Origin of the sequence: Staphylococcus sp. OJ82 (assembly GCF_000294465.1) — a bacterium.
GTDB classification, from domain to species: domain Bacteria; phylum Bacillota; class Bacilli; order Staphylococcales; family Staphylococcaceae; genus Staphylococcus; species Staphylococcus equorum.
Genome location: NZ_ALPU01000010.1, coordinates 546426 through 566650, shown reverse-complemented (window position 1 = coordinate 566650; position 20225 = coordinate 546426). Strand labels below are relative to the sequence as shown.

Genomic DNA, 20225 nt, shown 5'->3' with positions numbered 1-20225 from the left:
TCATATGAAATGGTATGGAAAAATATATATCGGCATATTAATCGCTGTTTTATATGCTCCAATTTTATTTTTAATGGTTTATTCATTTAATGCTGCTGGTAATATGGTTCATTTTGATGGGCTTACTTTAGAACATTATCAATCATTATTTAGTAATGACCGATTAATGTCTGTTATTTTTAATACGATAGGTGTAGCATTGTTAGCCGCTGCATTTGCTACTGTGATAGGAACACTAGGTGCGATTGGTTTATATCATTTAAAAAATAAAAAAATAAAGATTTCATTACTTACATTAAATAATGTTTTATTAGTGTCTTCTGATGTTGTTATAGGCGCTTCATTTTTGATTATGTTTACAGCAATCGGACATTTTACTGGTATGGGTCTCGGATTGATAACGGTACTTATTTCACATGTTGCTTTTTGTATTCCTATTGTGGTAATCATTGTGTTACCTAAACTGTATGAAATGAATAACCATACGTTAAATGCGGCACGTGATTTAGGTGCAACGGAGTTTCAAGTTTTGAATAAGGTCATGTTACCTCAGTTAATGCCAGCAATTATAGGTGGCTTTTTTATGGCATTGACCTATTCATTAGATGATTTCACTGTCAGTTTCTTTGTTACCGGTAATGGATTTAGTGTGCTTTCTGTGGAAGTTTATGCAATGGCAAGAAAAGGTATTAGCATGGAAATAAATGCAATATCTACACTTTTATTTGTCGGGATTATGTTCGGTATACTTGGTTATTATTTAATTAAAAATGTGCTTAAGCATAAAAAACAAGTGAAACGGGGTATATTATAATGAAACGTTTTTTACAGTTAATTATAATTTCTATCATCGTTGGTTTGATATGTTTATTTATCAGTCAAAAATTCACTTCAAAACATCATTGTGACTATACAGTGCAAAAATTAAAAAGACAACAATTGTTATTACCTCTAAATCATGAGAAACTGCCTAATATGAAAAATCTTGATTCAGATTATCTCGATATGCCATTTGATGAAGATAATACATATTCAATACCTTATTTTTTTGGTACTGTGGGTATTCTTTACAATAAAAATGTATATCCAAATGATAACTTTGAATCGTGGGATCAGCTTTATAAAGTGAAATATAAAAATGATATATTATTAGTAGATGGTGCGAGAGAAATTATAGGTGTAGCTTTAAATAAATTAGGTTATAGTTTAAATGAGACACATTCATCATATTTAGCAGAAGCTGAGAGAAATTTAACACATTTAGGTCCTAATGTAAAAGGCGTAGTAGGTGATGAAATTTCAATGATGTTAGAACAGCATGAAGCAAATGTTGCAGTAGTATGGAGCGGTGTAGCAGCTCCAATTGTACAACAAAATGAAGAATTTGATTATGTAGTTCCTAAAGAAGGTTCAAATCTCTGGTTTGATAATATGGTTATACCTAAAACAACACAAAATAAAGCAGGTGCCTATAAGTTTATGAACTTTTTATTAGATGCAGAGCATAGTAAACAAAATACAGAATGGGTGGGCTACGCGACGCCTAATAAATCAGCAAGAGCACAATTGCCTGCAAGCATAAAAAATGATGAGCGGTTTTATCCTACAAAGGAAGAACAAGTTAATTTAGAAGTTTATAAAGATTTAGGAAAAGAGACATTAAGTGAATATAATGAAAGATTTTTAAATTTTAAAATGTCACTAAAATAAGTCATAGTTAGTAGTTATTTTATCGTTAATTCGATATAATAGTTTGACAAGCAATATAAGGAGTTGTAAAGACATGTCAGGAGAGCAATATACTCAAGTTAGACGTCCGGTGAGTCGACTAGCAGAAAAAGTATTAGGTTGGTTGAGTTGGATATTCTTATTATTACTAACCATTATTACGATGTTTATTGCACTAGTATCGTTTAGTAGTGAAGCATCAATACAAAATTTGGAGACTTCATTGAATGGCAATGATTTTATTCAACAAATATTAGCGAATAATGGATTAAACACAATCCAATTTGTAATATGGCTACAAAATGGCGTGTGGGCGATTATAGTATATTTCATCGTTTGTTTGCTTTTATCATTTTTAGCCTTAATTTCAATGAATATAAGAATTTTATCAGGATTCTTATTTTTAGTCGCAACGATAGTGACGTTACCATTAGTGTTGCTATTTGTACCGCTAATTATCCCAATTCTATTTTTAATCGTGGCAATCATGATGTTTGCACGAAAAGAAAAGGTAGAAACGGTGCCTGCATATTATGCAGAAGGATACCAAGAACGTTATTCAGATTATGAGCAACAATCAGAACCGAACTCACCTCAATACATTGAAAAGCAACAAACTTCTGACGTAGAACAACAACAAAGTAATGATAACCAATTAAGAAGAGTCGGTTATAGCTCTGAAGTTGCAGAAAAAGTAAACTCTGAAAATAATGCATCTGATGAAGAACCACAAGTACTTTCTAGACAAGCAAAATATAATTATAAGCAAAGAAAACATAATAATGTTAAAGATGACAGTCAAAGTACTGAAGATGAATTCGGTCAAGTTAGCAATGTATATAATGAAGATGGTGAAGCAGTTGCTAACGAAGACCAAAATAGCAAAGATGAAGTAACGAATGAGCAAGAAGAACAACAAGATAATGAAACAGAATTAGAAAATCAACGTATGGCGGAAGAAGAAGCACGCCGTAAACAAGAAGCATACGAAGCGCAACAAAGAAAACAAGCTGAGCAAGAAGAACAACAACGCCGTAAACAAGAAAAAGCAGAAGAAAAAGCACGTATTAAACAAGAGAAAAAAGAACGCAGAAAACGTGAAAAAGAAAAACGTAAACAACAACCAAGTGCAGCCAATCAGCGTAGAAAGAATTTCGAAGAACGTAAGAAAATCACTTCGCAAGATGCCGAAGAATCACAAGATGCAAAGTCTAAAGAACAAAATGATTCTGAAACAAAAGACAAATCATAATAAAAGTTGTGTTATTTTTAAAACAATTCCATTTGTTATTCGATTAATAAACTCGATTGCTCACATGATGTGCGGCAATCGGGTTTTTATTTATATTGCTCTAACATAATATCATTTAGCGATAGGTCGTGGTAATTTTTAATTATTCATAAATTTGCTATGATATAATTAATGAATTTATAGGAGGAAGAGTATGAGTAGGAAAACAGAACGTATTCTAGCTTGGATAGCAAATAGTCTTAGTTTAATTTTCTTAATATTTTCGATAATTGTCTATGCGTTCATCAACGTGCCAGAATTTAAAGAAGTGTTTAATGAAATGAATCAACAACAAGGTGTAGAAATGTCGCCAGAAGCATTTAAAGCTTCTATCATATTCCAAGGTGTCTTTACACTTATTTCAACGATTTTAGCTTTTATTGCAGTATTTACGATTAAAGGCAATCGTATATTAGCAGGATGTTTATTTATCGTTTCTGCTATTATTGGTATGTTTGGTGGCAACTTTATTGCGATGATTTTATGGTTTATTGTTGGTATTATGCTATTTGTTAAAAAAGACGACAATAATCAAGCTAATCACATTAATCAGATGCCAAATTATAATATTTATAATAACGAAAAAGAAAAACAAAAGCCCCAGCAGCAAGATATGAATCCTGAGGCAGAAATGAAACGAAAAAAAGATGATGACCCGTATATTTACTAAATGTATCTGACAATCATTTATAAAGATAAATTGGTAAAAATAGAAAAGCACGTTACTTAAATTCATTTTAAGTAACGTGCTTTTTAGATATATCAGATGAATTATTTATAGAATTTGAGTAATTGTTCGAAGGTTTCTTCGAGGAAGTTTAAAAAGACTTTATCGCTTTGTAATTGTTCAGCATTTGGTGACAATGTACGAGCTACAAAGAACTCACCTTTTTTAACTTCTTTAACACGATTGAGCGCTTTTGTTAGGTCTTCATCTGACATTTCATGGATGTAAAATTTTTCTTGGCTCATATGATCAGGACTAATGCTATAGTCATTTGGTAAATTTTTAAGTGTTTCAAATTGGTCCTCGAAAGCTTTTATTTGTTGTGCTTTGTCTTTTGTTTCATGCATGATACCATACATGACAAATAATTGATTTTCAAACAGACCTATTTGAAAATGAGGTTGCATTTTATAACCGCGTTTATTTGTAGCGAATGCGACCCATGTATCTTTTGGTGGGTTAACTTTTCGACGCGCATGTTTAGCTACGTGTGGATAAAATTTTTCACCGGTTACTGTTTCTAAATATTGTGCAAAATAATCACCTAATTCATTAAGTTGTGGGCGGATACGTTCATTTAACGCTTCCATTCTTGCATCAAGACCATCAACTGAGAATGCTTTGAAATCTTTAGGTTTAAATATGTATTTAGTCATTGGGGCCTCCTGTAAACATTATTTACGTTTGTATTGTAGCATAATATAATTGGTTTAACATTGTCTTTGCCCATTTTGCGCACCTTAAAACATAACTTTATGGTGCACGTGTAGAAAAGACTAAATAGGGTATACATGTAAGAAATCATAAAATATACAAAAAATATTTTTATACATATTATTATTAGAAATTAGAAAAGTTAAGTATTAACTTTTTAAGTATTAATTACTGTATAATGAGAAGTCCATAAGGAGCTGATACAATGACTGTTTACGAGTTTGCTAAAGGTCTCATATTAGAGGCAGGGAATAATGTAAAAAAAATAATGAAAGAAGATATAGAGATAGAAACAAAATCAAATCCTAATGATTTAGTGACTAATGTAGATAAAGCTACAGAAAACTATATTTTTGAAAATATTTTAAAAACATATCCTAACCACCATGTCATTGGTGAAGAGGGGCATGGTCATGACCTTAACAACGTGACGGGTGTTGTGTGGGTAGTTGATCCAATTGATGGCACATTGAATTTTGTTCATCAAAAAGAAAATTTTGCAATTTCTATCGGTATTTATAATGATGGGCAGCCATATGCAGGATTTGTATATGATGTGATGAACGATGCACTATATCACGCTAAGGTTGGAGAAGGAGCATTCGAGAATGAAAATCGACTTCCTGAAATAAAATCGACAACTTTAAGTACAAGTATTATTGGCATTAATCCTAATTGGCTAACCAAGCCTCGTTTAGGAGAATTATTTAAACCTATAGTAGAAGAATCCAGGAGTGCCAGAGCTTATGGATCAGCTGCTTTAGAAATTATTTATGTCGCAACCGGAAAATTAGCTGGATATATTACACCTCGATTACAACCCTGGGATTTTGCTGGTGGTCACATCATCTTAAATGAAGTAGGTGGAAAAGGTACAGATTTAATGGGAGACGCATTATCAATTTATGAACCTAGTTCTATTATAATGGCGAATAAACAATTACACGCTGAACTCATTGAACAACATTTTCAAAAAAATAATGAAATCATTGGATTATTGCAACAACGTTTAAAAAATAAATAATAAAAGATCATTTTAGAAGAAAAAACAGCCTATGAAAAGCGCCTCAATCCTATTTTTTAGAATTGAGACGCTTTTATAGATTGTATATAAAATTTGACTCGATTATAGCCAATCGTTTTCGCGATATTTCTTTTTTAAAGTGAAACCGTAACCAAATGTTGCAATGAATAATATAAGTGTTAAAATCATCAATGGAACATTTGTTGCAGCTAAACTAAAGCTAAATAAAAGCAAGAATACTACAGCTACTACAGCAAGTACCCAGAATATTGCTTTCGATTTTTTTTGTTGCATACTACCACACCTTTATAGTTTTCTTTAACCAATTATATGATATAATAAAAAAGTTGCAAAGAAAAGTGGGAATTTACTCGAGAAAGGAATTTGTATAAATGACTAATAGAAGAGAAGACGTTCGTAATATAGCTATCATCGCTCACGTTGACCATGGTAAAACAACACTAGTAGATGAGTTATTAAAACAATCAGGAATATTCCGTGAAAATGAACAAGTAGACGAAAGAGCAATGGATTCTAATGATATTGAGAGAGAACGTGGTATCACAATCCTTGCTAAAAATACAGCAGTTAACTATAAAGACAATCGAATTAATATTTTAGATACACCAGGACATGCTGACTTCGGTGGCGAAGTTGAGCGTATCATGAAAATGGTTGATGGTGTTGTACTTGTAGTAGATGCTTATGAAGGAACGATGCCACAAACACGTTTCGTATTGAAAAAAGCATTAGAGCAAAACTTAAAACCAGTTGTAGTTGTAAATAAAATTGATAAACCAGAAGCACGTGCTGAAGGTGTAGTAGATGAAGTATTAGACCTATTTATCGAGTTAGAAGCTTCTGATGAACAATTAGATTTCCCAGTCGTTTACGCATCAGCTGTAAATGGTACTGCAAGTTTAGATGCAGAAAAACAAGATGAAAATATGCAATCTTTATACGAAACAATTATCGATTATGTACCAGCACCAGTTGATAATAGAGAAGAGCCGCTACAATTCCAAATTGCACTATTAGACTATAGTGACTATTTAGGACGTATTGGTGTAGGACGTGTGTTCCGAGGAACAATGCGTGTAGGAGACAGTGTATCTTTAATTAAATTAGATGGTACTGTTAAAAACTTCCGTGTAACAAAAATCTTTGGTTTCTTCGGATTAAAACGTGAAGAAGTTAACGAAGCATATGCTGGTGATTTAATTGCCGTATCGGGCATGGAAGATATTAACGTTGGTGAAACAGTAACGCCAAGTGATCACCAAGATGCGTTACCTGTATTAAGAATTGATGAACCAACACTTGAAATGACATTTAGAGTTAACAATTCACCATTTGCAGGTCGTGAAGGCGATTATGTAACATCTCGTCAAATTCAAGAACGTCTTGATCAACAATTAGAAACAGACGTTTCATTAAAAGTTACACCAACTGAGTCACCAGATAAATGGATTGTTGCAGGTCGTGGAGAATTACATTTATCAATCTTAATAGAAAACATGAGACGTGAAGGCTTTGAATTACAAGTGTCTAAACCTCAAGTTATTTTAAAAGAGATTGATGGTGTGAAATGTGAACCGTTTGAACGTGTACAATGTGAAGTACCACAAGAATATACAGGTCCTGTAATCGAGTCATTAGGCCAACGTAAAGGTGAAATGCTTGATATGGTTACAACAGATAATGGCTTAACTCGTATTATCTTTATGGTTCCTGCTCGTGGTTTAATTGGTTATACTACAGAATTTATGTCTCAAACTCGTGGTTACGGTATCATTAACCATACATTTGACGAATTTAGACCACGTGTTAAAGGTCGTATCGGTGGCAGAAGAAATGGTGCACTTGTATCTCTTGATCAAGGTAAAGCTAGTGCTTATGCAATTATGGGCTTAGAAGACCGTGGTACAAACTTCATGGAACCTGGTACTGAAGTATATGAAGGTATGGTTGTTGGTGAACATAACCGTGATAATGACTTAACAGTTAATGTTACGAAAGAAAAGAACCAAACAAACGTACGTTCTGCTAATAAAGACCAAACTGTAAGTATGAAACGCCCAAGAATTTTAACATTAGAAGAAGCATTACAATTTATCAATGACGATGAACTTGTAGAAGTTACACCAGAAAATATTCGTATTAGAAAAACAGTGCTAGAAAAATCAGCACGTGAAAAAGAATCTAAACGTATCAAACAATTGATGCAAGAAGATGATTAATTAAAAAAGATTTGATATGAGAACCAAACTAGTTAATATTATCTAGTTTGGTTCTTTTCTTTTAAAATTGTCATTTAAAATAATGTGGTTAATAAAATTAAAAGTATATTGCTATTAACATTATATGTACTTGATGATTTATAACATATAAAAATAGCTAAGCATTTAACAATTTGAACTGCATTTTAGTTACGGCTCGTAATTATTGAACAATTAGCTATTATAATTATAAAGTTTGTTTATTAAATTATTGTGTAATAAAATTTTGTGTTAGAGATGATTGTAAGTTGTTACTTGATTGCGCTGTTTAGGTGTATCAAGTCTACTTTTACACTCATCACACATAAATGTGTGCATCGGATCATTTCTAAGTCTTTTCGCTTCTAATGTATTTTGATCGATAAATACTTCTGTATCACAAATAATACATTGAACTTTTTTCATACTTAGATCACCTCAATATGAGTAACGTATGCAAATTGGTAAGAATAACCTTCATTTGGAATGTAAACAAAGCTATCTACACTATAGTCATCATATAATCTTTTACCATCTTTAGCGAATTGGAAAAAGAGGTAAGGTAATAAATCAATCGGAACCTCAATGGCATCATTCTCATTATATAAACGGATGATCTTTGCAGAATCATATGGTTCAGCATTCTTGAAAAAAGGTGTCATATTGATAACAAATGATTGTTCCAATACTGCACGTCTTTTATATTTAATTTCAGAATTTAATGTTGGCGGATTAGTTTGACCTTCCAAAATTGCACGATTCCATTCACGGTTATCGTCAAAATTGATTGGTTTTGTACCGTCGAATACACCTTTTTCTAAATCTTCAATTTGTACTTTTCTATCATCAAAAATCCAAGTTGTACTATCTAATGATATTGGAAATTTAACTGCGCCCTTAATTTGAATCATAGTCCCACTCCTATTTGTATATCTTATCTATCTTTATAACAAAAATATGTAAAAATGAACTTTTTGTGAATGTTTCTCACTTGTTAGTGAACACTTCTATACTCATTGTACATTAAAAACTGTGTTGAAATAAAACGTTTTCACAACGGATGTCAGTAGTCTGACGATTCTGTAAAAAATATATTTGAGATAAAGATTTCTTTAATATCAATATTATCACAAATAACACGGTTTAGTATATTAAGGAATTCACTTGCTTTTTATGAATCAGTAAGATACACTTCTACATATAAAGTTACAATTGATAGGGGGAGTATGTCTTGGTAAAAAATCAAAAAATGAACAATGCGGCATATGACCAGTTGAATAAAGATGCTGATAGGATTCTCCAACTTATAAAAGTACAAATGGATAATCTGACGTTACCTCAATGCCCGTTATATGAAGAAGTACTCGATACACAAATGTTTGGATTGCAAAAAGAAGTAGATTTTGCTGTTCAACTTGGTTTAGTCGATATAGAAGTGGGCAAAGATTTAATGCTACGATTAGAAAAAGAACTTTCTAAATTGCATGACGCATTTACTAATGTTTAATATGGTTAAATAAATAGATTTTTTGGCTGGAAAGATTTTAACCAGCTTTGAAAATACACACAACTTGAATAAGTAGTATCTTCAAAACTACATAACATATTTCAGAGTGGCTGGGACATCAATATATTGTTGATTGCATCGCAGCCATTTTCTTTTGCTCAAAATAGACAAATGATGAAATTAATGGTTAAAATAATGGTATTTAGTGTTATATTTGTTCGAAATATCATAGTGATGTTTGATATAATGTTAAAAGTGTAATTTATTTTTTATGAAACAGACCCAATATCTTAAGACGATTTACAACAATAAATATCGTTTTAATGTTACGAATTTGAGCTAGTAATGATAAATGATATTAATAATTAGAATTGGATGATATGTCAAATGAATAACATAAAACAATTTTTTCGATATATTGGTAGAAATGCCAAATATATTGATTATCCGTTAGTAATTACATATATTTTATTATGTCTTATAGGCTTAGTAATGGTATATAGTGCAAGTATGGTTGCAGCTACAAAAGGTTCATTGACAGGTGGCGTTCCAGTGACTGGGACTTACTTTTATACAAGACAATTAATGTATGTAATCATGAGTTTAATTCTTGTCTTTTTCATGGCCTTCTTTATGAATGTCAAATTCCTTGAATCCATCAGATTTCAGAAATGGATGATGATGATAATGGTTGCTTTACTTGTAGCAACTTTACTTGTAGGAAGTAATATTAATGGTTCGAAAAGTTGGCTCAATTTAGGGTTTATGAATCTACAAGCTTCGGAACTATTGAAAATTGCAATAATTGTATATATACCTTATATGATAGAAAAGAAACGACCAAAAGTTTTTAAAAATCCTAAACTATTAACATCACCAATTATTTTGGCTTCATTTTGTATAGCACTTGTGCTTTTACAAAGAGATGTAGGCCAAACACTATTAATTTTAATAATCTTCTTTTCAATCATATTTTATGCAGGCATTGGTGTTCAAAAATCACTTAAATATGGTTTGATGATTTTATTCGGTGTAGTTATTATAGGTGGGTTGTTCCTGCTGTTAGGATTAGTTCCAGATTACTTGACTGCGCGTTTTAGTACATTAACTAATCCATTTAGTAATGAAGAAGGTACTGGGTATCATATTTCTAACTCCTTGATTGCAATCGGAAATGGCGGATTGTTTGGACGAGGGTTAGGTAATAGTATTATGAAATTAGGATACTTACCAGAGCCACATACTGATTTTATATTTTCAATTATTGCTGAAGAGTTAGGCTTGATAGGCTGCGTCGTGGTTATAGGCTTATTATTCTTTATAGTTTACAGAGCATTTGAACTTGCAAATAAAACCAATTCTTACTTTTACAAGTTGGTCTGTGTAGGTATTGCAAGCTATATCGGCAGTCAAACGTTTGTTAACTTAGGCGGCATTTCAGGTACAATACCATTAACAGGTGTACCATTACCATTCATAAGCTTTGGTGGTTCTTCAATGATAAGTTTAAGTATCGCCATGGGTCTATTGCTAATTACAGCGAAACAAATTAAAATCGAAGAATTAAGAAAGAAAAAAGCAAATAAAATTAACGATAATGTAGGAATTTCTAGAAGATCATAAGTTACTTAATTATGGTAGTTATGATATAAATATGTAATTTGTAAAAGCAAACGTTACAACAGTAAAATGTTGAAAACGTTTGCTTATTTTTATAATCAGACATCTTAATTTTGAAAAACTTAGTGTTTTTAAAGTTAATGATAATAAAAAGTTATCGATTTTAATAATTTTTTATTATACTTAAGCTATGATATAATTCCATAGAAATGCGAGTATACTACAGTGTTTAGAGACTATCACATACAGATAAAATTTTATCATTCAGTGATCATAATTCAACAGTTTAAGAAGTGTTTCTAGAATAAACGAACAAACTTTTATTTGTATACATTGTTCGCATTTTGCTATAATGGTTTCTATATCAAACTTTTTAGAAAATTCAAATTTTAAGGGGGACCATGTTGTGAAAAAAATAAATAAACTTATGGTAGCCAATCGTGGAGAAATAGCAATAAGGATTTTTAGAGCAGCAACTGAGTTAAATGTACAAACAGTTGCGATTTATTCAAATGAAGATAAAGGGTCTTTACATAGATATAAAGCGGATGAATCATACTTAGTAGGCGAAGATTTAGGTCCTGCAGAATCATATTTAGATATTGAACGCATTTTAGAAGTGGCGAAACGTGCCGATGTAGATGCAATTCATCCTGGTTATGGTTTTTTAAGTGAAAATGAAACATTTGCACGCAGATGTCAGGAAGAAGGCATCAAATTTATTGGACCACGTGTAGAGCATTTAGATATGTTTGGGGACAAAGTTAAAGCAAGATCAACAGCAATTAAAGCAGATTTAAGAGTTATCCCAGGTACTGATGGACCAATTGATAATCAAGAAGATGCTATAGCTTTTGCAAATGAAGCGGGCTATCCACTTATGATTAAAGCTACAAGCGGTGGCGGTGGTAAAGGCATGCGTATCGTCTATGCAGAAGATGAATTAGAGGACGCATTCCACCGTGCTAAGTCTGAAGCTGAAAAATCATTTGGTAATAGTGAAGTATATATTGAAAAATATATCGATAATCCAAAACATATAGAAGTTCAAATTATCGGTGATGAACATGGGAATATCGTTCACTTATATGAACGTGATTGCTCAGTGCAACGACGTCATCAAAAGGTAGTAGAAGTAGCACCTTCTGTTGCTTTGTCTGATGATATAAGAGAACGTATTTCTGATGCTGCAATCCAACTCATGGAAAATATAAAATACGTTAACGCTGGTACTGTAGAATTTTTAGTATCAGGAGATGATTTCTATTTCATAGAAGTGAACCCACGTGTACAAGTTGAACATACAATTACTGAAATGATAACAGGCGTGGATATTGTAAAAACACAAATACTTGTAGCAGACGGTGAAGTATTATTTGATGATGAAATAAACATGCCAAAACAAGAAGATATTCGAACGTTAGGGTACGCTATACAATGTCGTATTACTACTGAAGATCCTACAAATGATTTCATGCCTGATTCGGGTAGAATCATAGCTTATCGTTCAAGTGGTGGCTTTGGTGTTAGATTAGACGCTGGTGATGGTTTCCAAGGTGCAGAAATTTCACCTTATTATGATTCATTACTTGTGAAACTATCTACTCATGCGATGTCATTTAAACAAGCAAATGAAAAAATGGATCGTTCGTTACAAGAAATGAGAATACGTGGTGTTAAAACCAATGTGCCATTCTTGATTAATGTGATGAGACATGAACAATTTAAAACCGGCGATTATACAACAAAATTCATCGAGAAAACGCCAGAGCTTTTTGATATAGCACCAACACTTGATCGTGGTACGAAAACACTAGAATATATAGGTAATGTTTCAATTAACGGTTTCCCGAATGTTGAAAAACGACCAAAACCGATTTATGAAGCATCTCCAATTCCAAAGATTGCTAAAAAAGAGGTTGAACAATTAGAAGGTACTAAGCAACTTTTAGACGCACAAGGCCCTAAAGCAGTTGCAGATTGGTTAAAACAACAAGAAGATGTATTAATAACAGACACAACATTTAGAGACGCACATCAATCATTACTTGCTACTCGTGTACGTACGAAAGATATGATGAACATCGCTTCTAAAACTGCAGATGTAATGAAAGATAGTTTTTCATTAGAAATGTGGGGTGGTGCAACATTTGATGTCGCATTTAACTTCTTAAAAGAAAACCCGTGGGAAAGATTAGAAAGATTAAGAAAAGCTGTTCCAAATGTACTATTCCAAATGTTACTACGTGCTTCTAATGCAGTCGGTTATAAAAATTACCCTGACAACGTAATTAAAAAGTTTGTCAAAGAGAGTGCAGATGCTGGAATTGATGTATTCCGTATATTTGATTCATTAAACTGGGTAGATCAAATGAAAGTAGCAAACGAAGCAGTACAAGAAGCAGGTAAAATTTCAGAAGGCGCAATTTGTTATACAGGCGATATTTTGAATCCGAATCGTTCTGACCTGTATACAATAGAATATTATGTGAATATGGCGAAAGAACTTGAAAGAGAAGGCTTCCATATTTTAGCTATTAAAGATATGGCGGGCTTATTGAAACCTAAAGCTGCGAACGAGTTAATTGGAGAATTAAAAGCTGCAGTAGATTTACCTATCCATCTGCATACGCATGATACAAGTGGTAATGGCATACTTGTATACAAACAAGCGATAGATGCTGGTGTAGATGTCATTGATACTGCTGTAGCGTCAATGAGTGGCCTAACAAGTCAACCAAGTTCTAATTCGTTATACTATGCATTAAACGGTTTTGGTAGAAATGTACGTGCGGATATTGATGGTATGGAAGAACTATCTCATTATTGGGGTACAGTGCGTCAGTATTACAGTGATTTTGAAAGTGATATTAAATCACCTAATACTGAAATTTACCAACACGAAATGCCAGGGGGACAATATTCAAACCTAAGTCAACAAGCTAAAAGTTTAGGTCTAGGCAATAGATTTAATGAAGTAAAAGAAATGTACAAACGTGTTAATTTCTTATTTGGCGATATTGTAAAAGTAACACCTTCTTCTAAAGTGGTAGGTGATATGGCTTTATACATGGTGCAAAATGATTTAGATGAGCAAACTATCATTGATGATGGCTATAAATTAGACTTCCCGGAATCTGTTGTATCATTCTTTAAAGGGGAAATTGGCCAACCAGTAAGTGGATTTAATAAACAATTGCAAAAAGTCATCCTAAAAGGTCAAACAGCTTTAACAGATAGACCAGGTGAATATTTAGAACCTGTAGATTTTGAAGCTGTAAGAAAAGAATTAGAAGAGAAACAAGAAAGAGAAGTTACAGAACAAGATATAATCAGTTATGTGTTATATCCTAAAGTTTATGAACAGTTTATCTCAACGCGAGAACAATTCGGTAATGTGTCATTATTAGATACGCCAACATTCTTCTTCGGTATGAGATCTAACGAGACTGTAGAAATCGAAATTGATACAGGTAAGAGACTCATTATTACACTTAAGACAATTACAGAACCTGATGAAAAAGGTATTCGCACAATTTTCTATGATATGAATGGTCAAGCACGTCGTATCTTCATTCAAGATGAAAACGTCAAGGCAAGTGAAAGTGTGAAACCTAAAGCAGATAAATTAAATCCAAATCATATCGGCGCTCAAATGCCAGGTTCAGTTACTGAAGTCAAAATTTCAGAAGGTGAATCTGTTACGAGTGGTCAAGCTTTATTAATTACAGAAGCAATGAAAATGGAAACTACAATCCAATCACCATTTGATGGTGTGGTTAAGAAGGTTACAGTTCAAAGTGGAGAAGCAATCCAAACAGGTGACTTATTAATTGAAATTGAGAAAGAGCCAGTAGATTAAATTTTTTATTCTACAATCAAACAGCCGTCAGATTTCTTAAATGGGAATTTGACGGCTGTTTTATATGTCAAAAACTTTAATAGAAAAGGGTAGTTCTAAGAGTCAACAAAGTCTCTGAATTTTTTTATGTGTTGTACACTTTCCGCGGGACACTCTCAGTCTGTAGTCTTCAACTAGTGCTTCCTCAACAACTCAGGAGTCCGCTCAAAGCATTGTCATTTTTAATAATTAATTAGTTGAATTATTAAAAATGCAACGCAAATAACTATGAATATATAACCCACTTAATGAAAATAGCTTTAATGAATATTATCAATAAAAAAACCAAATGCTTTTTTAGCATTTGGTTTATCTACGTACTTATATTGTTTATGAACCAATAAATTCTAATTTATCCGCCACTTCGAATTGTTCGAAGCATTAGTACTATAAAGTAAGCTATTAAGCCAAACAATATAGTAATAAATAGCGCATGTAACAAAGCAATGAATAGATTAACATTTGTCATCATAGATAAAGCACCTGTAATAACTTGTAAAACTACTAAGACAAAGGCAGATGTATAACCAAAACGTATTGTACGATTATGGCTATAATTTTTTACTGCATGAATAAATGTTAATAATATCCAAATGAAAGCAATTAAAGCCATACCTCTATGGGTAAAGTTTACCCAGTCTTGTACATTATGCGGTATGATATCGTCAAATGGCAGTGGCCATTTACCATATGCTAAGCTGGCTTCTTTGTGTCTTACTAGTGCTCCCGTGTATATAGTTAAATATACTACAATTGCCATAATCCATGTATAAATTCTTAATGGTTTTCTGATAAATAGTTCATCAGCTTCATATTTTCGATCAATTTCAAAAATAATTAAAGTTAAGACAAACACTGATGAGAATGAAATCAATGAAATACCAAAGTGTAAAGCTAACGTATAAGAATTTTGTTGCCACATTACTGCTGCTGCACCAACAAGCGCTTGGATGACTAAGAATCCAACACTTATAATACTTAAAGGTTTTACTTCTTTAATATAACCAATATGTTTCCAAGCAACTATCGCTAACCATAAGACAACAAGCATGGATATGCCTGAAACTGCACGGTGACTTAATTCAATCAACGTTTGAATTGGTAAATTTTGAGGTAAAAATGCACCATGACATAATGGCCAGTCAGAGCCACATCCATCTGCTGAACCAGTCTTGGTAACTAAGGCACCACCCAATTGAACAAAAGCCATAATGAGTGTTGCTAAAACAGATAACCATTTTAGGTTTTTTTTGCTAAACAAGAATTAACCCCCCACTTATATGTAAAATTCTTGAGACATTAAATTACATTCAGTTGTACCATTATTTGTTGTAATTATTGTAATTATTAATCTCGAAAAAACATACTTATAAAATTTAAATAAATCTTAACTAACATTATAACAAGAAATATAGATTAAATTGTGTCACAAAAATGACTATTTGTGAAAGTCGCTAAAGTGTCACAAATAACTTTACATAAATGTAGTCAATAACACAAATTTAATATATCATTGTATTATATGAAAAAAATAGGAGGGAAATTATGAACAAAGAACAAACTTTGTCACATAATTCTAGTCGTGTAACTTTTAAAGAGTTACAGCAAATCATCAAAACAGGACTTGTACAAGGAAACTTACTGCCTGCATTTGCTGGTTCATGGCTTGCAATTGTGTTGGCGAATCATTCCTTCCTCTCGTCAATACCACAAATCTTAATGATGTTGGTGGGCTCTACGTTAATTATGGGGGGCGCATGTGCTTTAAATAATTACTATGATCAAGATATTGACAGTATCATGCCAAGTAAACAACAGAGACCAACAGTTAATGAGAGAATCTCAGACAGAAATCTATTGATTCTCAGTTTTGGAATGATGCTTATAGGGGAGGCATTTCTATTTGCGTTAAACATACCTTCGGGAGTAATTGGCTTGATAGGAATCGTTGGGTATGTTTCGTTTTATTCTATTTGGTCTAAACGTCATACGGTTTGGAATACAGTAATTGGTAGTTTTCCAGGTGCAGTGCCACCATTAATTGGTTGGACTGCAATAGAAGGAAACATCAGTTTGGTAGCAGTAGCACTATTCTTAGTAGTATTCTGTTGGCAACCGGTTCATTTTTATGCGTTAGCAATTAAGCGTAAAGATGAATATTCATTAGCAAATATTCCAATGCTACCATCCGTTAAAGGGTTTAGTCGTACGAGAGTAAGCATGTTAATATGGCTTGTTTTCTTATTACCACTACCATTTTTACTTAGCACTTTAGGCACAACGTTTATTGTAATCGCAACATTGTTGAATTTAGGTTGGGTGTACATGTGGTTAACAAGCTTTAAGAAAGATTTAGATGAAACGAAATGGGCAACAAAAATGTTTATTTATTCATTGAATTATTTAGTAGTATTCTTTGTGCTCGTTGTCGTCGTGTCATTAATTCAAATGTTCTAATAATTAATAATGAGGATGTATTATATGAATTTACCAATTTTACCTACTTTAAGTACAAGTTTTATTATTATTAGTGCGATCTTAGTTGCAATAGGTTGGCGCAAAATTTGGAAGAGAGAAATTGAAAGTCATAAAAAAGTAATGCTAAGCGCAGCGTTTTTTGCACTCGCATTCTTTATCATTTATGCTTCAAGAACGATTTTCGTTGGTAATACTGCTTTCGGCGGTCCAGATTCAGTGAAAATTTATTACACAATATTCTTAGTATTCCATATCAATTTAGCAACAATTGGTGCAATTTTAGGTGTATCACAAATCATCACGGCCTTTAAAGAGAAATTTAAAGTGCATAGATTTGTCGGCCCGATTGCATCGATTATATGGTTCTTTACTGCAATTACTGGTGTAGCAGTTTATGCTTTACTCTATGTAATTTATCCTGGCGGAGAGACTACATCGCTAATTAAAGCAACATTTGGATTGTAACTAATATTTTTGACTTACTGTTAGTCATTTTACGGAAAGATTATCGGCATATAATAAAAATGGTAAGCAATCAAATTTTGATTGCTTACCATTTTTTAATTACAGCGATATCGTTAATAAACAACAATACCGAAGGTTCAATCTAGTTACCTAAATATCTTAGTAAATGTTTGGCAGTTACAGAAGCTTTAATGTCTAATAACCCTTTTGGTTTTCCTTCATATAGCAATTGACCACCTTGTCCACCAGCATAAGGGCCTATATCAATGATCCAGTCTGCATGAGTCATCATGGTTAAGTTATGTTCTATTACTACTACTGTGTTGTTGTCATCAATGAGTTGATTAAAACAGTCTAATAAGATAGGTATGTCATCTTCATGCAATCCTGTTGTAGGTTCATCGAAGACAAAAGTTTGGTGATTTACAGTACGTGTTAAATATTTACTTAGTTTCACACGTTGAATTTCGCCGCCTGATAATGTATTTAATGTTTGACCTAATGTCATATAATTAAGTCCCGTGGATTTTAAAGCATTTAAAGGTGTTGAAATATTATGTTTTGAATGGAAGAATTCGATTGCTTCATCTACAGTTAGCGCAAGAATATCTGCGATTGAATAACCAGCTATTTTTGCATCAAGAACTTCTGGTTTATATCTTAAGCCGTCACAAACATCACATGTTTGAGTAAAATCTGGCATAAATGCAAGCTCAGTTTTTAAAATTCCTTTACCATGACACTCTGGACAGGCGCCTTCTGAATTATAACTAAACATAGATTTTTTTAATCCAGTTTCTTCACTGAAATAGCTTCGTACTTCATCAAATATATTTATATAAGTGAGTAAGTTAGAACGACTTGATGCATGTACAGGTTTTTGATCAATAAAAATAGTGTCTTGTAACTGACCTAATCCTTCATGAATTAATGAACTTTTGCCGGAACCTGCGACACCAGTCACTACAGTCATAGCTTGTTTAGGTATTTTAGTTGAAACATTTTTTAAATTATTACGAGAAATATTAGAAAGTTTAATATAATCTTGGATTTCTCTAGGTTGTGATTTAAGATTATGCATTCTTCGTAAAGCAACGCCTGTACTCGTAGTTGATTTTAATAAAGCATTGTAAGACCCAGTAAATGTAATTTCTCCACCGTTTTTTCCAGCAAGTGGACCTAAATCTACAACGTGATCAGCAATACGTATAACATCAGGGTCATGTTCAACGACCAACACAGTATTTCCTTTGTCTTTTAAAGATTGTATGATTTCATTTATACGTTGTATATCATCAGGATGCAAACCAACACTAGGCTCATCTATAATGTAAACTAGATCGCTTAGAGGGCTATTAAGGTGTCTTATTAATTTAATACGTTGTGATTCACCACCAGAAAGCGTGGTAGTTTCTCTAGATAAAGTTAAGTAATTAAGCCCGATATAACTTAAAGATTGTAATTGTTGCTGTAGCGGTTCAATGATGACGCGGGCTTTATCTGAGTGAATGTTTTTAATGAAATCTAATGCATCATCTATGGATAATTGAGTGAAATCTGAGATGTCAAAACCATTAATTTTACATTTTAAAATATCTGGATGTAATCTTTTTCCATGACATTTCGGACATTCTTTTGAAGTTACGACACGATCTATGGCATCTCTAAATTTATTTTTTTCAAAATTATCATTGAGTAAAAAAGAACGTCTAAACCGATGAATTAAACCTTCGAATTTGGCTGTTTTAGGCCAATTATCAGGTGGGTTTTTCAGTTTAGTAGGCTTTGTATATAGCAATGTATTAAGTTCTTCTTGTGTATAATCTTTTAATTTTTTATCATTATCAAATAACCCTGTATACAAATAACGCTTTCCTCTCCAACTATCCGGTCTAAAAGAGGGGAATCGTATCGCATCTTCATTTAATGATTTATTGAAATCTAACAGCTCATTTAAGTCTATATCTTCCACATAGCCTAGACCTGAGCATGTATCGCACATCCCTTTAGGATTGTTAAATGAGAATATGTCAGAGTAACCCACAAAAGGTTCTCCGATTCGAGACCATAATAATCTCACTGAAGCATATATATCAGATATTGTACCTACTGTAGAGCGCGAATTACCACCCAATCGTTTTTGGTTGATAATCATAGCAACTGGTAGGTGTTCAATCAAATCTACTTTTGGTTTTGAATATTGAGTTAATTGATGTTGTATATATGTAGAATATGTTTCATTTAAAAGACGTTCTGACTCGGCAGCAATGGTATTAAATACTAATGAAGATTTTCCTGAACCTGAGCGACCAGTAAAAACCGTTATTTGATGCTTGGGTATATCGACAGAAACATCTTTCAAATTATTTTGTTTTGCACCGTGAATACGAATTGTTGTCATGACTTTCACCTCTCAATTATCACTATACCCAAAAAAAGGTGATGTATCACTTGTATCGCTGAATCGTAAAAATGTGTATTTTAAATGATCTGTGCTAATCTTAACAAAGAA

The 20225-nt window shown here is 32.5% G+C and carries 17 protein-coding genes; 11 read left to right on the top strand and 6 right to left on the bottom strand.

The window, feature by feature from the left end; all coding sequences use genetic code 11:
- Positions 1-4: 4 nt before the first annotated feature.
- From SOJ_RS10115 to SOJ_RS10100, 4 genes are all read left to right on the top strand, one after another.
- Positions 5-814, top strand: coding sequence for an ABC transporter permease (locus SOJ_RS10115; protein WP_002507997.1), 810 nt, complete (start codon positions 5-7; stop codon positions 812-814).
- Positions 814-1710, top strand: coding sequence for an ABC transporter substrate-binding protein (locus SOJ_RS10110; protein ID WP_002507996.1), 897 nt, complete (start codon positions 814-816; stop codon positions 1708-1710). The genes SOJ_RS10115 and SOJ_RS10110 overlap by 1 nt, the downstream gene beginning before the upstream one ends.
- 73 nt (positions 1711-1783) lie before the next feature.
- Positions 1784-2980 (top strand): lipoteichoic acid stability factor AuxB, encoded by a 1197-nt coding sequence (auxB, locus tag SOJ_RS10105; protein WP_002507995.1) that lies wholly within the window; start codon positions 1784-1786, stop codon positions 2978-2980.
- A 193-nt stretch (positions 2981-3173) separates the two neighbouring features.
- Positions 3174-3689, top strand: coding sequence for a DUF4064 domain-containing protein (locus SOJ_RS10100; RefSeq protein ID WP_002507994.1), 516 nt, complete (start codon positions 3174-3176; stop codon positions 3687-3689).
- 101 nt (positions 3690-3790) lie between these two features.
- Here the strand turns inward: SOJ_RS10100 and SOJ_RS10095 are convergent, their stop codons facing one another.
- On the bottom strand, positions 3791-4402 hold the full coding sequence (locus tag SOJ_RS10095) for a YktB family protein (RefSeq protein ID WP_002507993.1): 612 nt from the start codon (positions 4400-4402) through the stop codon (positions 3791-3793).
- Positions 4403-4665: 263 nt separating this feature from the next.
- Between SOJ_RS10095 and SOJ_RS10090 the strand changes: the two genes are divergently transcribed.
- Positions 4666-5484, top strand: coding sequence for an inositol monophosphatase family protein (locus tag SOJ_RS10090; protein WP_002507992.1), 819 nt, complete (start codon positions 4666-4668; stop codon positions 5482-5484).
- 102 nt (positions 5485-5586) lie between these two features.
- Here the strand turns inward: SOJ_RS10090 and SOJ_RS10085 are convergent, their stop codons facing one another.
- On the bottom strand, positions 5587-5778 hold the full coding sequence (locus tag SOJ_RS10085) for a DUF5325 family protein (RefSeq protein ID WP_002507991.1): 192 nt from the start codon (positions 5776-5778) through the stop codon (positions 5587-5589).
- Positions 5779-5876: 98 nt separating this feature from the next.
- Between SOJ_RS10085 and typA the strand changes: the two genes are divergently transcribed.
- Positions 5877-7724, top strand: coding sequence for a translational GTPase TypA (gene typA / locus SOJ_RS10080; RefSeq protein ID WP_002507990.1), 1848 nt, complete (start codon positions 5877-5879; stop codon positions 7722-7724).
- Positions 7725-7994: 270 nt separating this feature from the next.
- On the opposite strand, the gene SOJ_RS14220 is transcribed toward typA, so the two are convergent.
- Both SOJ_RS14220 and SOJ_RS10075 read right to left on the bottom strand, forming a co-directional pair.
- The gene (locus tag SOJ_RS14220; RefSeq protein ID WP_002507989.1) at positions 7995-8168 is read right to left on the bottom strand and encodes a DUF2197 domain-containing protein; all 174 of its coding nucleotides are present in this window, start codon (positions 8166-8168) and stop codon (positions 7995-7997) included.
- Positions 8169-8170: 2 nt separating this feature from the next.
- Complete coding sequence (locus SOJ_RS10075) at positions 8171-8653, bottom strand: hypothetical protein (RefSeq protein WP_002507988.1); 483 nt, start codon at positions 8651-8653, stop codon at positions 8171-8173.
- A gap of 338 nt (positions 8654-8991) precedes the next feature.
- On the opposite strand from SOJ_RS10075, the gene SOJ_RS10070 reads away from it, so the two are divergent.
- The 3 genes from SOJ_RS10070 (at position 8992) to SOJ_RS10060 (ending at position 14731) form a co-directional block, all read left to right on the top strand.
- Entirely contained in the window at positions 8992-9249 is a 258-nt protein-coding gene (locus SOJ_RS10070; RefSeq protein WP_031265880.1) for a YlaN family protein, read from the top strand.
- 387 nt (positions 9250-9636) lie between these two features.
- Positions 9637-10872, top strand: coding sequence for a cell division peptidoglycan polymerase FtsW (ftsW, locus tag SOJ_RS10065; RefSeq protein ID WP_002507986.1), 1236 nt, complete (start codon positions 9637-9639; stop codon positions 10870-10872).
- Between the two features lie 403 nt (positions 10873-11275).
- On the top strand, positions 11276-14731 hold the full coding sequence (locus SOJ_RS10060) for a pyruvate carboxylase (protein WP_002507985.1): 3456 nt from the start codon (positions 11276-11278) through the stop codon (positions 14729-14731).
- A gap of 391 nt (positions 14732-15122) precedes the next feature.
- Here the strand turns inward: SOJ_RS10060 and SOJ_RS10055 are convergent, their stop codons facing one another.
- On the bottom strand, positions 15123-16031 hold the full coding sequence (locus SOJ_RS10055; RefSeq protein WP_002507984.1) for a COX15/CtaA family protein: 909 nt from the start codon (positions 16029-16031) through the stop codon (positions 15123-15125).
- Between the two features lie 284 nt (positions 16032-16315).
- On the opposite strand from SOJ_RS10055, the gene cyoE reads away from it, so the two are divergent.
- Complete coding sequence (gene cyoE, locus SOJ_RS10050) at positions 16316-17227, top strand: heme o synthase (protein ID WP_002507983.1); 912 nt, start codon at positions 16316-16318, stop codon at positions 17225-17227.
- A gap of 24 nt (positions 17228-17251) precedes the next feature.
- On the top strand, positions 17252-17713 hold the full coding sequence (locus SOJ_RS10045) for a DUF420 domain-containing protein (protein WP_002507982.1): 462 nt from the start codon (positions 17252-17254) through the stop codon (positions 17711-17713).
- A gap of 142 nt (positions 17714-17855) precedes the next feature.
- Here the strand turns inward: SOJ_RS10045 and SOJ_RS10040 are convergent, their stop codons facing one another.
- The gene (locus SOJ_RS10040; RefSeq protein WP_002507981.1) at positions 17856-20114 is read right to left on the bottom strand and encodes an ATP-binding cassette domain-containing protein; all 2259 of its coding nucleotides are present in this window, start codon (positions 20112-20114) and stop codon (positions 17856-17858) included.
- Positions 20115-20225: the final 111 nt, after the last annotated feature.